Genomic DNA, 21461 nt, shown 5'->3' with positions numbered 1-21461 from the left:
GCTCCGAGTCCTTCACGGCATGTTGTCCGATAGCACCGCCTTGCCCTGCAGCGCTCAATGGCCGCATGACGACCGGCCCCACACCCACCCAAAACACCACGCCCCCGCAACCCCGCACCGGCCAGGCCCCGCCCCCGCTGGAGCGCGCCGAATTCCGCGAGCGGTTTCTGCAGGACTTTCGCGACCCGCGTTTTGCCGACGAAGCCCCCGACGCGCTCGACCGCATCGAGGCCATCGCCTGGCGCAACTACGACGAAGGCCGCAAGGCCCCGCGCACCCGCAAGGCCGGCCCGGGCTATGCCGACCCGGACTACGACCTGTCGGTGGATTGGATCGAGGCCAAGGAGCGCATCGACGCCGCCCGCACCCGCTGGGCCGACAAGGCATCACCATCGCGCGCGCTGCTGGTGTGCGGATCGGCCCGCAACGACGGCACCTGCCCCGGCGAGATCTCCAAGAGCTGGCGCATGCTGAACATGGCGCGCGACGTGCTGGCGGGCGCGCAGATCGAAGTCGACCTGCTCGACCTGAGCCGCGTCACCTCCGACTACGGGCGCCACATCCATCCGTGCAAGGGCTGCGTGTCCACCGCCATGCCGCTGTGCCACTTTCCGTGCAGCTGCTACCCCAACCATGCCGAGCGCCAGACCGGCGACTGGATGAACGAGATCTACGAACGCTTCACCGCCGCGCACGGCGTGATGATCATCACCCCTGTGTACTGGTACCAGGCCCCAAGCCCGCTCAAGCTCATGATCGACCGCCTGGTCTGCGCCGACGGCGGCAACCCCGACCCCACCACCACCCACGGCAAGAAGGCCACCGAGGCCAAGGCGCTGGAGCTGGCAGGCTGGGACTACCCCAAGCACCTGGCCGGCCGCGCCTACGCGCTGGCCGTGCACGGCGACGTGGCCGGCATCGAGATGACGCGCCGGGGCCTGTCGGACTGGCTCGACTGGATGGGCTTCATCGACGCAGGCCCCAAGGCACGCCTGGACCGCTACATCGGCTACTACGAAAGCTACGCCCAAAGCCACGAGGTGCTGGACCGCGACACCGCCATGCAGGCGGAAGTGCGCGGCGCGGCCGAGGCGCTGTCCGTGGCCATCACCGAACTGCGCGCAGGCCGCCTGGTGCAGCCCGACGCCGGCGTGCGCCGCCCCCGGCCCAAGTAGTTCGTTCGAGCAAAAAAAGCCCCTACCGCTGGATGGAAGCGCGCTGGCAGCTATATTTTTAATAGCAGACAGTCCGCACAGCCGCGCCGGGCCTGCCCACAGGCCGTGGGGTCGTTGCATGGGCCTTGACCTTGCCATCGTGTGAAGGTTTACGCTGGCGTCCTGACACCTTACCGATACCCGTCGGACCACCCCCACAGGACTTCCAGGAGCCACCATGACCACGAACGACACCCCCTATGCCGCCGCCACCCAGCTCTTTGACGTGCAGGGCATGACCTGCGGCCACTGCGAGCGCGCCGTGACGCAGGCCGTGCAATCCGCCGACCCCGGCGCCACCGTGCGCATCGACCGCAGCACCGGCCGCGTGGAAGTCGGCAACGCCACCACGCCCCGCGCCGCCCTGGCCGCGGCCATCGCCGAAGAAGGCTATACCGTCGCGCCATGAGCGCCGCCACCGCCCCCCGCGCCCCGGGCCTTGCGGACAGCAGCAGCAAAGGCACTGGCAAAGCAGCCATCCCCCACGGCCGGCCCCTGACCATCGGCGAGGCCGCCCGCAGCGCGGGCATCTCGGCCCGCATGGTGCGCCACTACGAGTCCCTGGGCCTCTTGGCCGCCGTGGCCCGCACCGACAGCGGCTACCGCCAGTACACCGAGGCCGACGTGCACACCCTGCACTTCATCCGCAGAAGCCGCGACCTGGGCTTCTCGATGGAAGAGATCGCCGAACTGCTCGCCCTGTGGCACGACCGCAGCCGCGCGAGCAGCCAGGTCAAGCGCATCGCCCAGTCCCACATCGACGACCTGAGCGAGCGCATTGCCTCGATGCAGGCGATGCAGCGCAGCCTGCAGACGCTGGTGTCGTGCTGCAAGGGGAACGAGCGGCCAGATTGTCCGATCCTGGATGACCTGGCGAGGGTGGCGGAGCGTTGATGTGACCGACTGCCCCGTCCAGGTCATATTTGAGAAACAGGCAGTTGCGCCCTTGGTCGGTGCGCAAAGCTAGACTTGGGACCGTAAGGACTGCTACCCGATATAAATCGGCATGCTTCGGCCCGAAGCCTGACAGCGCTACTGAAATCTTTGAGCCCATCGTCCGCAACTGCAGTCATGCCAACGTCCGTCACCCAACTCCAACAGTGGTTGCTTGAACCCGAAGGCCAGCGCCTGGAGTTCAAGGAGGCCAAGCAACGCTACGATTTTGAAAAGCTGCTGAAGTACTGCGTTGCACTGGCCAACGAAGGTGGCGGCACCATGGTGCTGGGCGTGACAGACAAGCGACCTCGACGAATTGTCGGTTCGTTGGCCTTCGAAGCACCAGAGCGCACGGAAGCAGGTTTGCACCAACGATTGGGGCATCGCATTCCAGTCGAAGAACTCCACCTGCCCGAAGGGCGTGTAGTCATCGTGCACGTGCCTTCCCGCTTGCCAGGCACGGCATGGGAAATCGACGGCTGCTACTTCAAACGGGCCGGTGATGACCTTGCCGCATTGGGCAGTCAAGAATTGCGCGATATCTTTGCCGAGACTGGCCCAGACTTTTCTGCGCAGCCTTGTCCTGGCGCCACGCTGGCCGACCTGTCGCCTGAATCCATCGCACTTTTTCGCGATCGCTGGGCCAGAAAAAGCAATGATCCACGCAAGCGCGAGAGGAGCGACCTACAGGTTCTGCGCGACGCCGAACTGTTGGTGGAAGGCGATCAGGTGAGTTACGCAGCGCTCGTTCTGCTAGGCACACGTGCAGGACTGACGCGTTGGCTGGCTCAGGCGGAACTCGTATTCGAATACCGGTCGTCTGAAGCCGCAGGCCCGGCGGCCGACCGGGAAGAGTATCGCGCTGGATTCTTCGCCTGGCAGGACGATCTGTGGAAAAAGATCAATCTGCGCAATGACCGGCAGAGCTACCAGGACGACTTCTTTCGCATGGACCTGCCTACGTTCGCCGAAGTACCGGTTCGCGAAGCCATATTGAACGCGGTCGCCCATCGCGACTACCGTCTAGGTGGATCTATCTTCATTCGGCAATTTGCCAAGCGATTGGAAGTGGTAAGCCCCGGCGGTTTGCCTCCAGGCATCACTCCGGAAAATATCATTGATCAGCAATATCCTCGCAATCGCCGCTTGGCAGAGGCTCTGGCACGCTGCGGGCTTATCGAACGTTCAGGCCAGGGCATGAACTTGATGATGGAAAGCGCTGTGCGACAGGGCAAGCCCTTGCCAAGCTTCGCAGGCACGGCCGCGCACGAGGTACGTCTGACATTGGAAGGCGGTGTACGCAATCCGGCGTTTGTGCGGTTCATGGAACGATTGGGCGAAGAGACGTTGCGCACCTTTTCGACACTGGACTATTTGGCGCTGGAGCGACTGCATCAGGAAAAAGAACTGAGCACATCGCTCAAAGAGCGTTTGCCAAGCCTTGTGGCAGCTGGCGCGGTCGAATCGATAGGGCGTGGAAAGAACACACGGTACATCTTGTCCGAGGCGTTGTATGCATCTCTGGGATCCAAGGGAACACACACCCGCCAACGAGGCTTGGACCGCGAAACGAATAAAGCGCTTCTGATCAAGCATCTGAGCAAACAGGAGGGCCAAGGTGCGCCACTGGCAGAGCTGCGGCAAGTATTGCCGTCACTACCCGAAAGTGCTGTGCGGGAACTGTTGCGCGAGCTGCGCACAGAAGGCAACCTTATGCTGCTCGGTGAGCGCCGTTGGGCACGTTGGCATCTTGTCCAGCGCTAAATTCTCTAAAGTTTGGACATCGATTGAAAAACTTTAAGGATTCGTAATTTCTTAAAAATTCTTTCAAAAACAATAAGTTATAAAGCTTTGCTTAAAGCACCAATCCATTTCAGGCCTTTAGTTGAAGCTATAGAACGATAGTTCTGACATTTGAGAGGTCTCATGCGTTCTTAAGCTTCGATTGCTTCCCGCCTGCCCTGTTGACGAGGCATGCACTGCCGATGTCATGCTTGCCGCACTCGAAGTTGAGGTGCGAAAATCGTGTCAGCTATTTTTCCCATTCACTTTTATCGACGCCTTCCCCGAAGACACCGCGCGGCGTTTACGCACAGGCTCTGCGGAAGCTGAAGATTCAGATGCAACCACTGATGCATGCACACGCGCTGGCTGTGGCGCTTGTGCCATCCCCGTGCCATCCACCCGCCGCACCACCCCACCCATCAACGTACCGATGCACTGCGCCGCCACCTGCTCTGGCGTGTACTGCCCGCCGGGCTGGTACCAGCGGCCGATCCAGCTCAGAGCGCCGGCGATGACGAACGCCGTCATCTTCGGATCGCACGGCGCGAGCGAGCCCTCTGCCACGCCCTCGGCCACCAGGCGGCGGAATTCCTGGTCGACGGCGGACTTGAGGCGGCGCAGCTCTCTGCGGGCCTCGGGTGGCAGTTGCTCGTCGCCGACGCGGATGAGGCACATGCCGAAGTCCTGCGTGACGATGCGTGCATAGACCTGCATGCAGGTGATGAGCTGGTCAACGGCCTGGCCGCCCGCTGCGCGCGAGGCGTCGATGCCTTCCAGCATCATGGCCAGGCCCTGGCCCACGCACTGCAGCAGGATCTCGTCCTTGTTCTTCACGTAGTAGTACAGCGTGGGCTTGGTCACGTTCAGGCGTGCGGCGATGTCGTCGAGCGAGGTGGCGTGAAAGCCGCGCTCGTTGAACAGCTGCGCCGCCGCCTGCAGCACGGCGTTGCGCTTGGCCTCGCGCTGGCGCTCGCGGGGCGACTCGGGGGCCCGCGGCGCGGCCGCCACTGCAGGGACGGCGGGGACAGCAGGGGCAGCGGCAGCACCTTGGCGCCGCCGGGGCGCTGGGGTCGTCGCAGCAGCAGTGGTCGTCTTGGTCATGTGCGTATTAAAGCCTGTTCGGCGCGTGGTCGACGCCTGCTCAATGGCCTGCCAACGGAGGCCCATGGTGCCGCAGGGCCCTGGCGGCGGCGCCCGGGCGGGGGAAAACACCGATGCCCCATGCCGGCCACGCCGCCACTATCAAAACAGGAGCTATCAGCGCACAGCCATCCGGCACCAGACACACATCGACCATGAAAAGCACTGTGACCGAACCTACCGACCCCGCCGCCCCCGTGCTGCTGGAACGCGACGGGCCCATCGCCACGCTGCGCCTGAACCGGCCCGACGCGCTCAACGCCATCGACGTGGCCATGGCCAACGCCTTCCTGGCCGCTGTGCAGGCGCTGGCCACCGACCCCACCGTGCGCGCCGTGGTGCTGCGCGGCAACGGCCGGGGCTTCATGGCCGGTGGCGACCTGGCCACGCTGCGGGCCCAGCCGGTGCAGGGGGCCATCGACATCCTCACGCCGCTGAACCAGGCGTTGCCGCTGCTCGCACAGATGAACGCCCCCGTCATCGCCCAGGTGCACGGCGTGGCCGCGGGCGCGGGCCTGAGCCTGCTGCTGATGGCCGACTACGTGCTGGTGGCCGAGGGCACGCGCTTCAACCTGGCCTACATCAACCTGGGCACCAGTTGCGACGTGGGCGCATCGTGGGCGCTGCCGCGGCTGGTGGGTGTGCGCAAGGCGCTGGAGATCGCCCTGCTGGGCGACGCCTTCACGGCCGAGGACGCCCTGCGCCTGGGCCTTGTCAACCGCGTGGTGCCAGCGGCGGACCTGGACGCGGCCACCGCCGCCCTGGCCGCACGCTTTGCCAGCGGCCCCACGCTGGCCTACGGCGCGATGAAGCGGCTGATGCGCGATTCAATGGACCGCAGCCTGCCCGAGCAACTGGCGGCCGAGGCCGCAGCGTTCGTGCAGTGCGCGGGCACGCAGGACTTCAAGGCAGGGGTCGAGGCGTTCCATGCGCGCCAGAGCCCGCAGTTCACCGGGCGTTGAGAGCGCCTCTCCGGTGTTGAACTCGGCTCTGGCGAGGGTCGTCAGAACGGCGCCGCTTCCGGGTCCGTGTCCACCGGCGCCGTGGCCGGCCCGGTGATCGAGCGGCTCGCCACGTCCTTGCCTTTGGGTGGCGCTGGCGCGGCCGCAGCCAGGCCGGAGCCGGAACCCGGGGCTGATGACGGAGCGCTGTCACCACCCGCCGCCACCGCCTGCGCAGCGCTGGCCACGCCGCTCTCTGCCTCGCCCCCCAGCGCCTCGATCAGGTCGGGGATCAGTTTCACCAGCTCGCCCGTGGCAATCGCCACGTCGGTATCGAAGCCGCCGCCGTCGGCCTTGGTGCCCTCGAACACCGTGTCGAGGAACGACACCTTCTTGATCTGGAAGCCCTCGGTGAGCATGAACGACACGCGGTCGTCCCAGGTCATCGCGAGCTTGGTGGGCAGCTTGCCGGCGTCGATATGGGCCTGCACCTCTTCGATGTCGAGCGCGTGGCGGGCGTAGCGCACCACGGACTTTTCTTCGCTGGCGCTTTTGAGCTCGCACTCGCGGTCCACGGTGAAGCCCACGGGTGGCTCCTGCTCCTTGAGCCAGTGGGACATGGCCGCCTGCGGGCTGGTCTGGGTGTTGATGAGCGACACCGACAGGCCGGGCAGCGACTCGACCAGCAGCGTGACCACCTCATCGGCGCGGCCCTGGCTGGAGGTGTCGAGCACCAGCAGGCGGGACGCCGTGTCGATCCAGATCCACATCGAGCCCTGCTTGGTGAAGGCCATGGGCAGCAGGTCGAGCTTGGCCTCGTCCTTGAGCTCCTTGCTTTCCTTCTTGCCGGGCTTGCGGCCGGTTTCCTGCTCGATGCGCTCGGCCTTTTCCTTCACCCTGCGCGCCAGCACGCTGCCGGGCAGCACCTTGGACTCGACCATGAAACGCAGGATCCACTGGCCCCCGACCGATTCGGCCAGCGGGCCGTGGGCGTCGCCGCGCGGGGGCACCCAGCCCAGCGACTTTTCCTGCGTGGCGCCGCACTCCATGAAAGGCGCCTTGGCCAGCGCTTCCTCGACCTGGGTCAACTCCACCTGCCATTGGGGGGCAATGCGGTACACGATCATGTTCTTGAACACGGGACAACCTTCTTCTCTTCTAGGCGTTGAGCGAACAACGGGCAAACGGCGAATCCGCCATTGTCGGGGCTGTGGGCGCCGGTCTCGCGCCGCACCGCAGGCTTCGCAACATCCACACGCAGCACCGCTACAAATTCAATAGCTGCCAGCGCTGGATAGACAGGCGGTAGAGGCTGATAACACCTCAAAACCCGCTCCGCGTACGGAGCTTCTTGTCACAACTTTACACAGCCTCACCCAGTGGGCACGGCGGCGATACATGGCGGGCGGACACTGACTCTCAACCGCTGACCAGCCTGGGTGCAGCGGATACCAACCCCCTGTGAAAGGACTCACACCATGGCTTTCCAACTTCCACGCCGCTTTGTTGCCACCGCTGTTCTGGCTGCCCTGGCCCTGCCCGCTCTGGCGCAACAGGCACCTGCCAGCCCTGCAACCGCCCCGTCGGCCACCAGCGCCACCGCCCCTGAAGCCCGCCAGACCCGCCAAGCCGGCGAGCCGCGCCGGGACCACCACGAACGCCACCAGGCCCGTCAGGCCCACCAGGCAAAACGCATGGCCGCCTTGAAGGACCAGCTCAAGCTGACGCCTGCACAGGAATCGGGCTGGACCACCTTCACCACGGCCCTGCAACCCGGCGAGCGCACCGCACGCCTGGACCGCAAGGACATGGACAAGCTGACGACGCCCGAGCGCATCGACCGCATGCGGGCCCTGCGCGCCCAGCATGCCGCCGAGGCCGACCGCCGTGGCGAGGCGACCAAGGCCTTCTACACCACGCTGACGCCCGAACAGCAAAAGACCTTCGATGCACAAGCCAGCCGCCACCACCGCGGCGGCCCGCACGGCGACGGTGAAGGCCGCCGCCACGGCAAGGGCGGCGACCGCCACCACCATGGTGACGCCTCAGGCAAGCCAGCGCCCGCCGCTGCACCGGCCAAGTAACGCCCACCGCTGCCCACCGGCAGCCCACCCGGAGCCCGGGGTCCTGTCCAGGACCCCGGGCTTTTTTGCGGGGGTAGCCGGACCAGCGGTTTTTGCGGGTCAAGGGGTCGTCGGCGACAGCGCACAGGCCCCAGGCCCCACTGTGGATAAGTCTGGGGGCAGTTCTGGCACAACCGGGCAGTTATCCACACAAAAATGCCGCGGCCCGAAGTTGTTGTCTGCGAGCCCCGAAGTTCAAGGCCTGCGTCCCACAGTGTTTGAAGCGACGCAAGTGCGCGCCAGCATTGGGGAAACCAGCCTTGTCCACAGAAACAGGCCTGCTCTACTACTACTGCTATTTATAAATAGAACTATCAATGAATAACAAGACACCCTAAATCCGGGGCAATGCAGCCGTTGGGTGGACACGTTGCCTCGCCCTTCGGCCAGGCCGTAGACGCTGAACTTGGATGGGGATGAGCGATGGGTTTCTGCCGTCCGCGACTTCATGAACGGGGAGCCGACGCTGTCCACGGTGCCGAAACCCATCAGGAAAAAGGGGCCGTCACCGCGTCGCAGCGGCGTCGAAAACCAGTGTTTGCTACAAATTCAGTAGCTATTAACCTTTACCAGTCAAGCGGTAGACCGGGTTTTTATGCAGATGTTTGCGACACCATCTGCCGGTGCGTAAAACTGGGGATAGTTTTTGCACAACTACCCGGTTGTCCACAGGCAGCGACGATTCCTGGTTGTTGTCCCCGCCGGTGCGACAGCGGAAAGAGGGGCTGACCCACAGGGTTGGGCGGCGCGCAAGTGCTTGCCGTGTCTGGGAAAAAGGCAGTTGTCCACACCAAAAGCCTGCCTCTACTACTACGACTATGTATTTATAAAGAAAATAAAGAAGAAAACAGGGACAACTTCCCGAAGCCCTGGCCCACGCTGAAGCTGGCGCCGGATGGGTACTGCAAGGGGGAAGGGGTCGACGGAGCAGAAGCTTCCAGAAGGGGTGGCGTTCAGCAAAGGCCGCTGGACACAGCCTGAGAGGCCGTGAAGGCCGGTAAGCCCTGGGGCAGACCCCTCCCCCCCGCAAGACGAGCCAAGGGCCCGACATGAGGCTCTCAGTGCGCCATCGCACTCCCTGCCATGGGCGGCAGCGGACGCAAAACACGCATAGACGCCACCCAGTGCCCTGGGCAGCGTCTGAAAAAACTATGGATCAGCCCGCGGCGGGCTTGAGAAAGGTCGCCAGCACGTCGGCCGAGAGCGGCCGGCTGAACAGATAGCCCTGGTAGTGCATGCACCCCGCATGGGCCAGCAGCTCGCGCTGCTCGGGCGTCTCCACGCCTTCGGCGATCACCTGCAGGCCCAGGCTGCGCGACAAGCCGATGATGGTGTCCACGATGGCCGCGTCGTTGGGGTCGGTGAGCAGGTCGCGCACGAAGCTCTGGTCGATCTTGAGCTGGTCGAGCGGCATGCGCTTCAAGTAACTCAGGCTCGAATAGCCGGTGCCGAAGTCGTCCAGCGAGAACCCCACGCCGTAGCTGCGCAGCGCGGCCATGGTGGCGATGGTGGTTTCCATGTCTTCCACCAGCAGGCTCTCGGTGAGCTCGAGCTTGAGCAAATGGGCCGGTGCGCCGGTGATGGCCAGCACCCGGGCCACGTCGTCCACAAAGCTGGCATGGCGGAACTGGCGCGAGCTCACGTTCACCGCCATGGTCAGGTGGGCCAGGGCGGGGTCGTCCTGCCAACTCGACAGCAGCTTGCACGCGGTGTGCAGCACCCAGCGGCCCAGCGGCAGGATCAGCCCGGTTTCTTCGGCCAGCGGGATGAACTGCGCGGGCGAGACCATGCCGCGCTGCGGGTGGGCCCAGCGCACCAGCGCCTCCACCCCCACGCACAGGCCCGTCTGGTGCATCTGCGGCTGAAAGTGCAGCAGGAACTCCTCTTGCGCCAGGGCTGCACGCAGGTCGGTCTCCAGGCCCGCGCGGGCCGTCACCACCGCCTGCATGTCGGGGTCGAAGAAGCGCAGCGTGTTGCGCCCCGCCGTCTTGGCCTGGTACATGGCCAGGTCCGCCTGTTTGAGCAGCTCGCCCACGCTGGTCTGCTCGCCGGTGAACGGCGCAATGCCGATGCTGGGCGTGCTGCGGTACTGGTAGCCTGCCAGCGCATACGGCACGGCCAGCATGGTGAGGATTTTTTCGCCCACGCCGCGCGCGTGCAGAGCCAGTTCGTGCGGCTTGGCACTCAGCTCTTCCAGCATCACCACGAACTCGTCGCCACCCAGCCGCGCCACGGTGTCCACGCTGCGCACGCAGGTGTTCAGGCGCTGCGCCACCTGCTGCAGCAGCAGGTCGCCCTGGTCATGGCCCAGCGTGTCGTTCAGCGTCTTGAAGTTGTCCAGGTCGATGAACAGCAGCGCCCCGCCGTGGTGGCGGCGGTTGGCGTTGGCCAGCGCGTGGCCGATGCGGTCCATCAGCAGCATGCGGTTGGGCAGGCCGGTGAGCGCGTCGTAGAACGCCAGGCGCTGGATCTCGCGCTCGCTGGCCTTGCGCTGGCGGATGTCGGTGTTGATGGCCAGGATGGACTGCGGGTGGCCGTCGTCGCCGCGCACCAGCGTCCAGCGGCCTTCCACCTCGATGGTGCTGCCGTCGCGGTGGTACTGCACGATCTCGCCCGTCCACTCGCCCTGCTCCAGCACCGCCTGCGTGGCATGCCGAAAATGCGCGGGGTCGTCGTACAGCAGCGTCTCGATGGACTGGCCCAGCGCCTGCAGCTTCGACCAGCCGTACAGGCGCTCGGCGCTCTTGTTCCAGAAGATGATGCGGTGGGTCAGGTCGCGCACCAGGATGGCGTCCTGCGCCTTGTCCAGCAGCGACGCCTGGTGGCGGATGCGCGCATCGGCCAGCTGCCGGTCGATCTCGGCCGAGGCGCGCGCGGCAAAGATCTGCAGCGTGGAGGTGATGAAATCCGTCTCGGCGATGGGCTGGCGGAACAGCACGAACACGATGCCCACCACCTCGCCGTCACCGTTGCACAGCTGCTGGCCCGCATAGCCCTGCGCGCCCACCAGGCGCAGCATGGGCGCGGACGGAAACGCCTGCTGCACCTTGTCGGCCACCACGTACTCGCGCTGGCTGAGCAGCATCTGGCTGGGCGTGCCCTCCAGCATGTACTCGTCGTTGGACAGCATGTGGCCGTCGAGCACGGCCGCCAGCGTGGTCACCCGGTCGGGCTGACCTTCGCTGCCGGGCAGCAGCCGCACCACGCAGCCACCTTGAGCGCCCAGCGCATCGGCCATGTTGCGCACCAGCTGCACGAAGAACTCGGTGCCCGTGCTGGCCGACACGGCCGCCGCCACCTTGAGCACAGAGGCCTGCAGCCGCTGCTGCGCCTTGTGTGCGCGCAGGCTGGTGATGCCGAAGGCCACGTCGTTGGAGAGCTCCTGCAGCAGCGCGGCCTCCTGCGCGCTGATCTGCAGGATGTCGGGCGCATACAGGTACAGCAGGCCGAACGTGCGGTCCTGGTCGCGGTCGCGCTGCTGCAGCGGCAGGCAGATCACGCCATGGAACCCGTGCTCCAGCATGCGCTCTGTCCAGTCGGCGAAGTCGCCCTCGGCGCGGATGTCCTGCACGATCACCGGCTTGCCCGAGCGCACCGCCGTGCCCGCCGGGCCCCGCCCGTACGGGTCGTCGGCCGACCACGACAGGTGCAGGTTCTCCAGGTAGTTCTGGTTGTAGCCGGCATGGGCCACGGGCTCGATGGACTTGCGCTCGTCGTCGCGTGCAAAGCCCACCCAGCCCATGCGGTAGCCGCCGATGTCCACCGCGATCTGGCAGATGGCCTGCAGCAGCGCGGTTTCGGACGTGGCGCGCACCAGGGTCTCGTTGCAGGCGCTGAGCAGGCGCTGCGCGCGGCCCATGCGCGCCAGCTCGCGCTCGGTGCGCAGGCGCTCGGTCACGTCGGTGGCCAGCACCTGGCGCGCGGGGCGACCATTGAAGCTGATGCTGCCGGCCGTGATCTCCACGTCCATCATCGAGCCGTCCTTCTTGAGGTGGCGGCTCACCACAGGCCGGTTGCGCTGGTCCATCGGGATCGCATCGATGCTGGCCTTGATGGCTGCGCGGCGCTCGGCGGGCCACAGGTCGGTCATCTGCATGGCCAGCAGTTCGGCCTCAGCGTAGCCGTAGTGCGTCACCATGGACTGGTTCACCGCCTGCAGGCGCAGCGTTGCTTTGTCGTACACCCACATCGGGTGCGGGTGCTCGTCGAACAGCATGCGGTACTGCTGCTCGGACGCGCGCAGCTGCGCGGCCACATGCCGCAGCTGCACCATGGAGCCGAGCGACTCGGTCAGGATCTCGAGGTGGGCCACATCGCGCCGCGAGAACGCCTGGGGCTGGTCCGACGTGACCTTGAGCGAGCCCACCACGCCCTCGGCCGTGCGCAGCGGCACTGCCATCACCGAGCGCACGCCCTGGCGGTGCGGCAGCGAGGCCATGTCCCAGCCCGCGGCCTCGGTGTCGTTGCACACCACGGTGCGGCCCTCGCGCAGCGTGGGCCACAGCAGGCTCTGGTCCACCGGCAGCAGGTGGCCCACCGGGCGCACATGGTCGCCCGCTGCCGCCTGCGCCACCAGCTGCTGGTCGCGCAGCAGCTCCACCAGCGCGCCGCGTGCCTGGGTCTGGTGCAGCACCGTGTCGGCCACGAGCTGAAGCGCCTCGTGCAGCGGCAGTGCCATCGACGAGATGCGCTGCTGCACCTGCAGCAGCTCGGCGTGGTTCTGCGCATCGCGCTGCGCATCGATCTCGGCAAGCTTTTGCCGGCTGATGTCGGCCATGCCGCCCACCATGCGTACCGCCTTGCCGCTGCCGTCGCGGATCACGAAGCCGCGGTCCAGCACCCAGGCGTAGCTGCCGTCGTGGCGGCGAAAGCGGTATTCGCTCGACCAGTGCGTGTCGTTGCCGTCGATCACCGCGTGGATGCCGGTGGTCACCGCACCGCTGTCCTCGGGGTGCAGGCGTGACGTCCAGGAGCTGCTGTCGGCCTGCAGCTGGTCGGGCGGCACGCCGAACAAGGTCTGCATGCCCTCGTTCCACCAGATGTGGTCGGTGAACAGGTTCCAGTCCCACACCGCATCGGCCGTGGCACGCGAGACCAGGTGAAAGCGCTCCTCGCTCTCGCGCTGTGCCTGGTGGGCGCGGCGCTGGGTGGTGATGTCCTGGAAGGCGCCCTGGATGCGCAGGATCTGCCCTTCGGCACCGCGCACCGCCTGCCCCGCGGTGCGCACCCAGAAGTGCCGCTCGCCCGGCATCAGCGCCTCTGCCTCGATGTCGAACGGCGTGCCGTGCTGCAGGCAGTCGTCCAGCACCCGCTGCATCACGCCGCGGTAGGGCGGCGTGTACAGCTGCAGCACCTGCGCCAGGCCGCTTTGCCGCTGCGCAAGCCCGTAGGTGGCCGCGATCTCCTGCGACCAGGTCCACTGCTGGCCGGGCAGCTCCACCGTCCAGCCGCCGATGCGCGCGATGCGCCCGGCCGCGCGCAGCGCCTCGCCCTGGGCCACCATCTCGGCGTGCATCTGGTCGCGCTCGCGCACCAAGTGGGCCAGCAGCCGCTTCTGGCGGCGCAGCTCCAACTGCACCATGGCCTGGCCCGCCAGCATCTTGAGGGCGTCGATCTGTGCGTCCTGCAGCGTGCGCGGCACGGTGTCGACCACGGCCAGGGTGCCCAGGGCAAAGCCCTCGGGCGTGACCAGCGGCACGCAGGCATAAAAGCGCACATGCGGATCGCCCACCACCAGCGGGTTGCTGGCCAGCACGGGGTGCAGGGCGGCGTCGGGCACCACCATCGGGTCGCGGCGGCCGTCCAGCGCATGCGCGCAGAACGCGATGGCGCGCTCGGTCTGCTGAAACGCCAGGCCCACCGACGCCTTGAACCACTGGCGCTCGCCGTCGAGAAAGTTGACCACCGCGATGGGGCAGCCGCACACCTGCGCGGCCAGGGCCGCCAACTGGTCGAAGCCTTCCTCGGCAGGGGTGTCGAGGATCGCGTAGGACTGCAGTGCCAAAAGCCGCGCTGCCTCTTCGGGTGCGTGGGCTGATGACATGGTCAGGCAGCTATCGTGCAGCGACCCAGCGGCGCGCACCCCGTCCCGGCGCCTGGAGCGGCCTGGGTGGCATTGCCGTGGAGCTCAAGCATCGTCAAGGGTCTTCGCAGTGGGGATGAAAACCGTCGCCGCAGGCCGCAGTGCCCAGGCCAGGACGGTAAAAGGTGAATGCTACACCGCGACGCGCTCTGCCCGCGGCGCTGGGCATGGGGGTTTGCCCCAAAAGCAGTCGCACAGGCAACCTTCGTGCAGCGCCAGGCTTGCTAGGCTTTGCGCCATGCAGATCTCTGAACTGGCCCAGCGCACCTCGGTCTCGGTCCATGCCCTGCGCCACTACGAGCGGCTGGGGCTGCTCACCCCGCGCCGGCGCGCCAACGGCTACCGCGACTATCCCGTGGCCCTGCAGCGCGAGGTCGTGTTCATCGCCATGTCGCGCCAGCTGGGCTTCACCCTGCCGCAGATCGCGCCGCGCCTGGCCGCCTACCGCGCCGGCACGCTGTGCATCGACGCCATGGTGCAAGACCTGCGCGAGCGCGCCCTGGCGCTGGACCAGCAGATCGCCGGGCTGCAGGCCCAGAAGCAGCGCGTGCTGGAGCACGCGGCGTGGTTTCGGGCAAAGCAGGCCACGGCGCGGCGTGCCCAGGCCGCGGCACCCAAAGCCAAGGCCCCGTGGCCCCGCGTGCGGCCCGCCCCTGCGCCGGCCGCACCCGCACCGCCACCACCACCGGCTTCACGATCCCCCCGCCCCACCAGGAAAGCACCATGACCCCCTCTGCACCTGCCACTGGTCCCGCCACGGCGTCCATTTCATCAGTCCCATCCTCCACTTCATTGACCCAGCTGCAATCGCTGGTGCTGGCCATGCCCATGGCGCGCACGCTGGGCCTGCGCTTCGTGCGCGTCGAGCCGGGCGCGGTGGAGGTGGAAATCCCGGTGAGTGACGCGTTCTGCTTTCGCCCCGGCCAGCTGCAGGCCACGGCCGTTTTTGCGGTGGCCGACTTTGCCGCGGTGGGCGCGGCCGGCAGCGTGCTGCCGCCGGGCTGGGTCAATGCCACGGTGGACGCCACCGTGAAGCTCGTGGCCCCGGCACGGGGCGTGTGCCTGCGGGCACGCGGGCGCGTGATCGACGCGGCGCGGCTGCTCACGGTGTGCGCGTCCGACGTGTTTGCGGTGGATGCGGACGGCCAGGAAACCCTGTGCGCCACGCTGCTGGCCACAGCGCGCAACATCGACACCACGGCAGCGCGGTAGTTGCTGCTGTCGGCCCACCGCAGAGCGCAGGGCCGGAAGGTCAGCCGCGTGCGCGCCGCGCCCGCACCGCCGCCGCCAGGCCTTCGAGCACCGGAATGGTCTGCGCCATGCTGATGCAGGCATCGGTCACCGACACGCCGGGCGCGAGCGGCTGGCCGGGCACGATGTCCTGGCGGCCTTCCTGCAGGTGGCTTTCGATCATGAGGCCGGTGATGCGCTGGTCGCCCGCGGCGATCTGCTGGGCCACTTCGCCCGCCACGGTGATCTGGCGCTGGTGCTGCTTGCTGCTGTTGGCGTGGCTCACGTCGATCATCACCTGCTCGCGCAGGCCCGCCGCCTGAAGCATGGTGCAGGCGGCATCCACATCGGCCTTCTGGTAGTTGGGCTGCTTGCCGCCGCGCAGAATCACGTGGCAGTCCTGGTTGCCGCGCGTCTCGAAGATCGCGGCCTGCCCCATCTTGGTCATGCCCATGAACGCGTGCGATGCCTGCGCCGCCTGGATGGCGTCGCTCGCCACCTTCACGCCGCCGTCGGTGCCGTTCTTGAAGCCCACGGGGCACGACAGGCCGCTGGCCAGCTGGCGGTGGCTCTGGCTCTCGGTCGTGCGCGCGCCGATGGCGCCCCAGCTCACCAGGTCGCTGATGAACTGCGGCGACAGCAGGTCCAGAAACTCCGTGCCCACTGGCAGGCCCAGCGCCAGCACATCCAGCAGCAGCTGGCGTGCCAGCTCCAGCCCTTCGTTGATGGCAAAGCTGCCATCCAGGTGCGGGTCGTTGATGTAGCCCTTCCAGCCCACGGTGGTGCGCGGCTTCTCGAAGTACACGCGCATCACGATGAGCAGGTCCTGCTGCAGCGCATCGGCCTGCACCTTCAGCTGGCGCCCGTACTCCATCGCCTGGCCATGGTCGTGGATGGAGCAGGGCCCCACCACCACCACCAGCCGGTCGTCCTGCCCATGCAGCACGCGCGAGATGGCGGTGCGGCTGGTCTCCACCAGCGTCTGGGCGGCATCGGGCGCGGGCAGCCATTCCTGCAGCAAAGCCGGCGTGATGAGCGGCCGCACGGCCTTGATGCGCGTGTCATCGACGCGCGTCGTATCGTGGGTGGAAATCGGGGTGGCGGAGCGGTGTGCGTGGGTCATGGTGGCCCCGATTGTCGCGCGGCGCTGGACAGCCGCTGCTGGCAGATTCGGGCGAACACCTTTCTACCCATGGGCGACATTGGTAAAGACTGGCGCGCCCCAGGCGAGAGACGCCGAGCAAGGGCCGCCCCGCAGCAAGGGCGTCGTCCCCCTCAGGGGGAAGGCGCCGAAGGCGACTCAGGGGGAGCCGCTACGGTCTGCGGAACGCCGCATTCTGCCGCGACCAATGCCGCGACTGCAGCTGGTCGAGCCGCACCGTGCCGCCGGTGGACGGCGCGTGCACAAAGCGCCCTTCGCCCACATAGATGCCCGCATGGTTAGGCTGGCGGCCGGTGCCGAACACCACCAGGTCCCCGGCGCGCAGCTCGCTGCCGTCGATGGGATACCCCCAGCTGTTGAGCTGCGCCACCGTGCGGGGCGGCGGGGTGCCCACCTGGTTGCGGTACACATAGCCGATCAACCCGCTGCAGTCGAAGCCAGAGTCCGGCGTGTTGCCGCCGTAGCGGTACGGCGTGCCCACCAGGCCCAGCGCGTGGATGGCGATGTCGTGCGCCTGCTCCGCGGTCAGGGGCGGCGTGGTGCGCACCGGCGCCGACGACGATGATGACGAAGGGAACGAAGAAGACGAGGGGGGCCGCGAGGTACCGCAGCCCGCCAGGGCCAGCAGGGCGGCGGTGCAGGCGGCCAGGGCCAGTCTGTGAGAAACAACGCGCATGGCCCGAAGGGTAACGGATGGACCCCGGTGCCTGCCCGGACTCCGCCCGCGGCCTGGGGCTATTGGTCCGGATGGCCACCAGCGATGGAAGGACCAGCGCTGGCAGCTATCCTTTTTGCAACGGCCGCAACCACAAGGTTACGCCGCTGTCACCGTCCCCGTGGCGGCCACGCCCTGGCGCCGCTCGGCCAGCCGGTTGGCCACGCTCACGATGGCCAGCACCGACGCCGTCACGATGTTGTGGCTCATGCCCGCGCCAAAGGTGGAGCCTGCCACGCCTTCCATCGCAGCCTCCACGATGGCCAGCGCCTGGGCGTTGGCGCCCGTGCCGGTGGCGCGCTCTTCGTAGTGGTCCACGCGCAGCGGCAGGCCGAGGGCATCCACCGTGGCGGCGATCGGCCCGTTGCCCTGGCCGCGCAAGTGCTGGCGCGTGCCGTCGATGGTCACGTCGAGCTCGATGCCCTGCCCGTCTTCATCGAGCCGGTGGCTGTGGCAGATGATGGCCGCCTGGGCCGGGGCGCGCAGGTAGGTGGCCTGGAACAGGTCCCACAGTGCCTCGCCGCTCATCTCGCCCTCGCTCGCATCCGTCTGGCGCTGCACCACGGCGCTGAACTCCACCTGCATGCGGCGCGGCATCACCACGCCGTGTTCGCGCTCCAGCAAGAAGGCGATGCCGCCCTTGCCCGACTGGCTGTTCACGCGGATCACGCTGTCGTACGTGCGGCCCAGGTCCGCAGGGTCGATGGGCAAGTACGGCACTTCCCACAGCGCGCTCGGGTCCTGCGCGGCAAAGCCTTTTTTGATCGCATCCTGGTGCGAGCCCGAGAACGCGGTGAACACCAGGTCGCCCGCGTAGGGGTGGCGTGGGTGCACGGGCAGCGAGGTGCATTCCTCGGCAATGCGCGCCACCGAGGTGATGTCCGAAAAATCGAGGTTCGGGTGCACGCCCTGCGTGTACATGTTGAGCGCCAGCGTCACGATGTCCACGTTGCCGCAGCGCTCGCCGTTGCCAAAGAGGCAGCCTTCCACGCGGTCGGCACCGGCCATCATCGCCAGCTCCGCCGCGGCCACGCCGGTGCCGCGGTCGTTGTGCGGGTGCACCGAGAGCGTGATGTGCTCGCGGGGGGCGAGGCGCCGGTCCATCCATTCGATCTGGTCGGCGAACACGTTGGGCGTGGCGTTCTCCACCGTGGTGGGCAGGTTGATGATGATGGGGCGGCCGGGGCCGGCGTTCCAGGCCCCGATGGCCGTCTGGCAGGCCTTGAGCGACACGTCGAGCTCGGTGGCGCTGAAGGTCTCGGGCGAGTACTGCAGCGTCCACTGCGTGGCGGGCTGCGCGTCGGTGAGCTGCTTCAAATAGCCCACATGGTGCGCGATCAGCTGCATCACCTGCGTCACGTTCATGCCGAAGACGATGCGCCGCCAGGCAGGCGCGGTGGCGTTGTACAGGTGCACGATGGCGCGGGGAGCGCCGTTGACGGCCTCCACAGTGCGCGCGATCAGGTCCTCGCGCGACTGGGTCATGACCATGATGGTCACGTCGTCGGGGATCAGGTCCTCGTCGATGAGGCGGCGCACGAAGTCGAAGTCGGTCTGCGACGCGGCGGGAAAGCCGACCTCGATCTCCTTGAAGCCGATGCGCACCAGCTCGTGAAAGAGCTTCATCTTGCGCTCGCCGTTCATCGGCTCGAACAGTGCCTGGTTGCCGTCGCGCAGATCGGTGGAGAGCCACACGGGTGCGCGGGTGATGCTGCGGGTGGGCCACTGGCGGTCGGTCAAAGCGACCGGGGCGATGGGCTGGTACTTGGTGGCGGGCTTGGCAATCATGAGAGGCTCCACGAACGGTGTGTGCGGTGCGCTGAAAGAAAACAGGCGCGGTGCACGGGTCAGACGAAATGAATGAAAAAACAAAACGTGTGACATCCCCTGCAGCCCTTTGCGTGTGCAAAGGCTGGTTCGCGGGCCGGGGTCAGGGGGAGATCAGGTGTTGCGCTGAGCGAGTCAGGCAACGGTGGCGAACGCAGGCAGACCCCGGCCAAGCACTAGTAGGCTTAGCGATAGGGTGGATAGGATCATGCTGCGTTGCATAGGGTGCCTAAGATAGCACAGGCTTGCTGCAGTGCGCAAGAATACAAATGAAAATGGCCGCTACCGCTCGCTGGGCAAGCGCAAGCAGCTACTGAAACAATAGCAAATTACCGCTGTTAGCATGGCGCACTCCCGCCAGCACAGTCTGCTGCACGCCCCCGTCGTCATCTTTGGAGACCTTTCATGCCCTACATGCTGCTCATCATGGAACCCCACGGCCAACGCGCCGAGCGGGGGCTGGCCGGCGGGCAGCAGGCCTATGCGCGCATGGTGGAGTTTGGCGACAGCCTCAAGGCCCGCGGCCTGCTGCGCGCCACCGAATCACTGGCCTCCACCGACCAGGCCGTGCGCCTGCAGGTGCGCGACGGCCAGTCGCGCCTGGTGGACGGGCCGTTTGCCGAAACGAAGGAAATGGTGGGCGGCTTCTTCCTGATCGACTGCGCCACCCGCGACGAGGCTGTGGCCATCGCGCAGGCGTGCCCCGCGGCGGAGTGGGCGACCATCGAGGTGCGGGAAGTGGCGCCTTGTTCTCACGGGGCTGAGAGCTGAAATCCGGCCCACCGCGGCTGCCAAGCCTTGGTGGCCGAATGCCCTGAGCAGCTGCGTGCAAGCCCCGCAGCATCGAGACGTCAGCGCCTGCCCTTTCGCGGAGCCGTGATGGTCACGGTCCGGCCGGTCTTGTGGCATGCGCTCACGATGCGCTCGACCCAGGCGCGGTCCACCAAAAAAGTGCTGCCGGCGATTTGCTCTTCGGACTCGACGACGTCGGTGGCCAGATTGACTGACTTGGCAAGCGCCTCCGCTTGTCCCAGTGACGCTGCCTCGTCTCCGGTAGCAACACGGCCTCTACTGTTGAGTATTTCCCCCCCGTTGTGCCAGATCATCAACATGTTGCCCCTAGAACCTTGCAAGCCAGTACGGGGCGCAAGCTTTAGAAAGCAAAAGCGGTTGGTTTGCTGTGCATACCGGCTGTTTCGGACTTCATCTTTGGTACGCAGATAGGCCCGAAGTACGGCAGGAGAACTGATTTCCGCAAGCGATGGGCGGGAGATGGCTGCCTCAGGAATAGCAGCGGCAGGCTGTTCGGCAGAGACCGCTGATGCTGCGCTCGCGACACTGCATAGAGCAGCACAGGTTGCGGCCAGCCAGGTTCTGGCGTGAATGGTGTTCATGGGATTCACTTGGCGCCGTGGACTTATCGCATTGAGCGAGCAGCTTTGCGCACATGGAAAAAGCAGACAGCGACTGCCTCTACGCCCGGGCCGAAAGCGCGGGCTCAGTCCTTCTTCTTCAGCCGGGTGTGGGTGTAGAAATCGTTTCCTGCAGCCATCGCAAAGAGCTTGAACTCCGCGCTGGGTGAGGTGGCGCGTCTGGTCCGCCACGCGAACAGGCCGTTGGGTGAAGGGTCCATGGGCAGGGCTTCGTTGGCCACATCGATTGCGCTTTGTACGAACTGCGCATATGCCGCGCGCTTCGGATGCGTTCCGTCATTGGCGATCGATAGCGAGTCGTCTAGGTTCTTTGCGATCCCTTCTTCCAGACGAGGATATTGATTGAAGCCGTGAAACTGTACTGAGCCTTGGTCGTCAGCCCTGACGATGTCGACAATGCCGCTGGCACCTCGGGCCATGAACTCCTCCGGCTTGTCGCTGCGCAACCGGTTGACGATCACCCTGCGCATCCACTGCATGCCCTTTTTGACTTCCTCGGCCGTGGCACTGCCCATTTTTTCGGGAGAGCGACTTTCCGCAAGCAGGAGCCGCACCAGCATGCCCTCTTCGGTGTCGAGCGGCGGGAGTTTCATAGCCGCTTCCACCTGGATCGTGATGGCAGAGGGAGAGATCGACAGTGCGGAAGAGCCCTGGCTGGAGATGATGCTGATGCGCGCCAGGCCCGCCTGTTTGGCGATGAACTCGAATTGCCAACTATCGGCACGTGCGTTGTGTTTGGTATCGCCTGCTGCCACGATGGGCGGCTGGTCCACCAGGGTCTTCAGCACATAGGCTTTGGGAATGCCCTCCAGCTTCAATTTGAGCGTGTTGCCTTCCACCAGCGTGAGTACGCTCGGCGCAGTCATGTTGTTC

The 21461-nt window shown here is 66.4% G+C and carries 17 protein-coding genes; 9 read left to right on the top strand and 8 right to left on the bottom strand.

What is annotated here, in order from left to right; all coding sequences use genetic code 11:
- The first annotated feature begins 65 nt into the window (after positions 1-65).
- The 4 genes from ASF16_RS20550 to ASF16_RS20535 all read left to right on the top strand — a co-directional run bounded on the left by ASF16_RS20550 (position 66) and on the right by ASF16_RS20535 (position 3914).
- On the top strand, positions 66-1175 hold the full coding sequence (locus tag ASF16_RS20550; RefSeq protein ID WP_056171612.1) for a flavodoxin family protein: 1110 nt from the start codon (positions 66-68) through the stop codon (positions 1173-1175).
- Between the two features lie 217 nt (positions 1176-1392).
- Positions 1393-1623: a heavy-metal-associated domain-containing protein gene (locus ASF16_RS20545; RefSeq protein WP_056171610.1), complete on the top strand. Its 231-nt coding sequence runs from the start codon at positions 1393-1395 to the stop codon at positions 1621-1623.
- On the top strand, positions 1620-2108 hold the full coding sequence (gene cueR / locus ASF16_RS20540) for a Cu(I)-responsive transcriptional regulator (protein ID WP_082517065.1): 489 nt from the start codon (positions 1620-1622) through the stop codon (positions 2106-2108). Before ASF16_RS20545 ends, cueR begins: the two co-directional genes overlap by 4 nt.
- 177 nt (positions 2109-2285) lie before the next feature.
- Positions 2286-3914: an ATP-binding protein gene (locus ASF16_RS20535; protein WP_056171608.1), complete on the top strand. Its 1629-nt coding sequence runs from the start codon at positions 2286-2288 to the stop codon at positions 3912-3914.
- A gap of 264 nt (positions 3915-4178) precedes the next feature.
- On the opposite strand, the gene ASF16_RS20530 is transcribed toward ASF16_RS20535, so the two are convergent.
- Positions 4179-5036: a TetR/AcrR family transcriptional regulator gene (locus ASF16_RS20530; RefSeq protein ID WP_082517064.1), complete on the bottom strand. Its 858-nt coding sequence runs from the start codon at positions 5034-5036 to the stop codon at positions 4179-4181.
- A 194-nt stretch (positions 5037-5230) separates the two neighbouring features.
- On the opposite strand from ASF16_RS20530, the gene ASF16_RS20525 reads away from it, so the two are divergent.
- On the top strand, positions 5231-6037 hold the full coding sequence (locus tag ASF16_RS20525; RefSeq protein WP_082517063.1) for an enoyl-CoA hydratase/isomerase family protein: 807 nt from the start codon (positions 5231-5233) through the stop codon (positions 6035-6037).
- A gap of 41 nt (positions 6038-6078) precedes the next feature.
- Here the strand turns inward: ASF16_RS20525 and ASF16_RS20520 are convergent, their stop codons facing one another.
- On the bottom strand, positions 6079-7155 hold the full coding sequence (locus ASF16_RS20520; RefSeq protein ID WP_056171606.1) for a recombination-associated protein RdgC: 1077 nt from the start codon (positions 7153-7155) through the stop codon (positions 6079-6081).
- Positions 7156-7494: 339 nt separating this feature from the next.
- Here ASF16_RS20520 and ASF16_RS20515 point away from each other — a divergent pair, with 339 nt between their 5' ends.
- Positions 7495-8100 (top strand): Spy/CpxP family protein refolding chaperone, encoded by a 606-nt coding sequence (locus ASF16_RS20515; RefSeq protein ID WP_056171604.1) that lies wholly within the window; start codon positions 7495-7497, stop codon positions 8098-8100.
- Between the two features lie 1195 nt (positions 8101-9295).
- On the opposite strand, the gene ASF16_RS20510 is transcribed toward ASF16_RS20515, so the two are convergent.
- Positions 9296-14182 (bottom strand): EAL domain-containing protein, encoded by a 4887-nt coding sequence (locus tag ASF16_RS20510; RefSeq protein ID WP_056171602.1) that lies wholly within the window; start codon positions 14180-14182, stop codon positions 9296-9298.
- A 277-nt stretch (positions 14183-14459) separates the two neighbouring features.
- On the opposite strand from ASF16_RS20510, the gene ASF16_RS20505 reads away from it, so the two are divergent.
- Both ASF16_RS20505 and ASF16_RS20500 read left to right on the top strand, forming a co-directional pair.
- A complete protein-coding gene (locus tag ASF16_RS20505) occupies positions 14460-14948 on the top strand; it encodes a MerR family DNA-binding transcriptional regulator (RefSeq protein WP_056171600.1) in 489 nt (162 codons plus the stop codon).
- 95 nt (positions 14949-15043) lie between these two features.
- Complete coding sequence (locus ASF16_RS20500; protein ID WP_200912377.1) at positions 15044-15433, top strand: PaaI family thioesterase; 390 nt, start codon at positions 15044-15046, stop codon at positions 15431-15433.
- A gap of 40 nt (positions 15434-15473) precedes the next feature.
- Here the strand turns inward: ASF16_RS20500 and ASF16_RS20495 are convergent, their stop codons facing one another.
- The 3 genes from ASF16_RS20495 to leuA all read right to left on the bottom strand — a co-directional run bounded on the left by ASF16_RS20495 (position 15474) and on the right by leuA (position 19116).
- Positions 15474-16574 (bottom strand): 3-deoxy-7-phosphoheptulonate synthase, encoded by a 1101-nt coding sequence (locus ASF16_RS20495; RefSeq protein WP_056171595.1) that lies wholly within the window; start codon positions 16572-16574, stop codon positions 15474-15476.
- A gap of 190 nt (positions 16575-16764) precedes the next feature.
- Positions 16765-17289 (bottom strand): C40 family peptidase, encoded by a 525-nt coding sequence (locus tag ASF16_RS20490; RefSeq protein WP_056171593.1) that lies wholly within the window; start codon positions 17287-17289, stop codon positions 16765-16767.
- 138 nt (positions 17290-17427) lie between these two features.
- Entirely contained in the window at positions 17428-19116 is a 1689-nt protein-coding gene (gene leuA / locus ASF16_RS20485) for a 2-isopropylmalate synthase (RefSeq protein ID WP_056171591.1), read from the bottom strand.
- Between the two features lie 444 nt (positions 19117-19560).
- Here leuA and ASF16_RS20480 point away from each other — a divergent pair, with 444 nt between their 5' ends.
- Positions 19561-19926, top strand: a complete 366-nt coding sequence (locus tag ASF16_RS20480; RefSeq protein WP_056171586.1) for a YciI family protein — start codon at positions 19561-19563, stop codon at positions 19924-19926.
- An 80-nt stretch (positions 19927-20006) separates the two neighbouring features.
- On the opposite strand, the gene ASF16_RS26300 is transcribed toward ASF16_RS20480, so the two are convergent.
- Both ASF16_RS26300 and ASF16_RS20470 read right to left on the bottom strand, forming a co-directional pair.
- Entirely contained in the window at positions 20007-20549 is a 543-nt protein-coding gene (locus tag ASF16_RS26300) for a hypothetical protein (RefSeq protein WP_156372150.1), read from the bottom strand.
- Positions 20550-20653: 104 nt separating this feature from the next.
- Positions 20654-21454: a hypothetical protein gene (locus ASF16_RS20470; RefSeq protein WP_235507458.1), complete on the bottom strand. Its 801-nt coding sequence runs from the start codon at positions 21452-21454 to the stop codon at positions 20654-20656.
- Between the last annotated feature and the right edge of the window lie 7 nt (positions 21455-21461).

The sequence above is a fragment of the Acidovorax sp. Leaf78 genome (assembly GCF_001422735.1).
GTDB lineage: Bacteria > Pseudomonadota > Gammaproteobacteria > Burkholderiales > Burkholderiaceae_C > Acidovorax.
Note: the sequence above shows the minus strand (reverse complement) of the source record. Positions and strands in the feature narration are given on the sequence as shown.

Bases quoted from the DNA above. Each gene is read 5' to 3' on its own strand.
- ASF16_RS20550 (WP_056171612.1), top strand. From the start codon at position 66: ATGACGACCGGCCCCACACCCACCCAAAACACCACGCCCCCGCAACCC.
- ASF16_RS20545 (WP_056171610.1), top strand. From the start codon at position 1,393: ATGACCACGAACGACACCCCCTATGCCGCCGCCACCCAGCTCTTTGAC.
- cueR (WP_082517065.1), top strand. From the start codon at position 1,620: ATGAGCGCCGCCACCGCCCCCCGCGCCCCGGGCCTTGCGGACAGCAGC.
- ASF16_RS20535 (WP_056171608.1), top strand. From the start codon at position 2,286: ATGCCAACGTCCGTCACCCAACTCCAACAGTGGTTGCTTGAACCCGAA.
- ASF16_RS20530 (WP_082517064.1), bottom strand. From the start codon at position 5,036: ATGACCAAGACGACCACTGCTGCTGCGACGACCCCAGCGCCCCGGCGG.
- ASF16_RS20525 (WP_082517063.1), top strand. From the start codon at position 5,231: ATGAAAAGCACTGTGACCGAACCTACCGACCCCGCCGCCCCCGTGCTG.
- ASF16_RS20515 (WP_056171604.1), top strand. From the start codon at position 7,495: ATGGCTTTCCAACTTCCACGCCGCTTTGTTGCCACCGCTGTTCTGGCT.
- ASF16_RS20510 (WP_056171602.1), bottom strand. From the start codon at position 14,182: ATGTCATCAGCCCACGCACCCGAAGAGGCAGCGCGGCTTTTGGCACTG.
- ASF16_RS20505 (WP_056171600.1), top strand. From the start codon at position 14,460: ATGCAGATCTCTGAACTGGCCCAGCGCACCTCGGTCTCGGTCCATGCC.
- ASF16_RS20500 (WP_200912377.1), top strand. From the start codon at position 15,044: ATGCCCATGGCGCGCACGCTGGGCCTGCGCTTCGTGCGCGTCGAGCCG.
- ASF16_RS20495 (WP_056171595.1), bottom strand. From the start codon at position 16,574: ATGACCCACGCACACCGCTCCGCCACCCCGATTTCCACCCACGATACG.
- ASF16_RS20490 (WP_056171593.1), bottom strand. From the start codon at position 17,289: ATGCGCGTTGTTTCTCACAGACTGGCCCTGGCCGCCTGCACCGCCGCC.
- leuA (WP_056171591.1), bottom strand. From the start codon at position 19,116: ATGATTGCCAAGCCCGCCACCAAGTACCAGCCCATCGCCCCGGTCGCT.
- ASF16_RS20480 (WP_056171586.1), top strand. From the start codon at position 19,561: ATGCCCTACATGCTGCTCATCATGGAACCCCACGGCCAACGCGCCGAG.
- ASF16_RS26300 (WP_156372150.1), bottom strand. From the start codon at position 20,549: ATGAACACCATTCACGCCAGAACCTGGCTGGCCGCAACCTGTGCTGCT.
- ASF16_RS20470 (WP_235507458.1), bottom strand. From the start codon at position 21,454: ATGACTGCGCCGAGCGTACTCACGCTGGTGGAAGGCAACACGCTCAAA.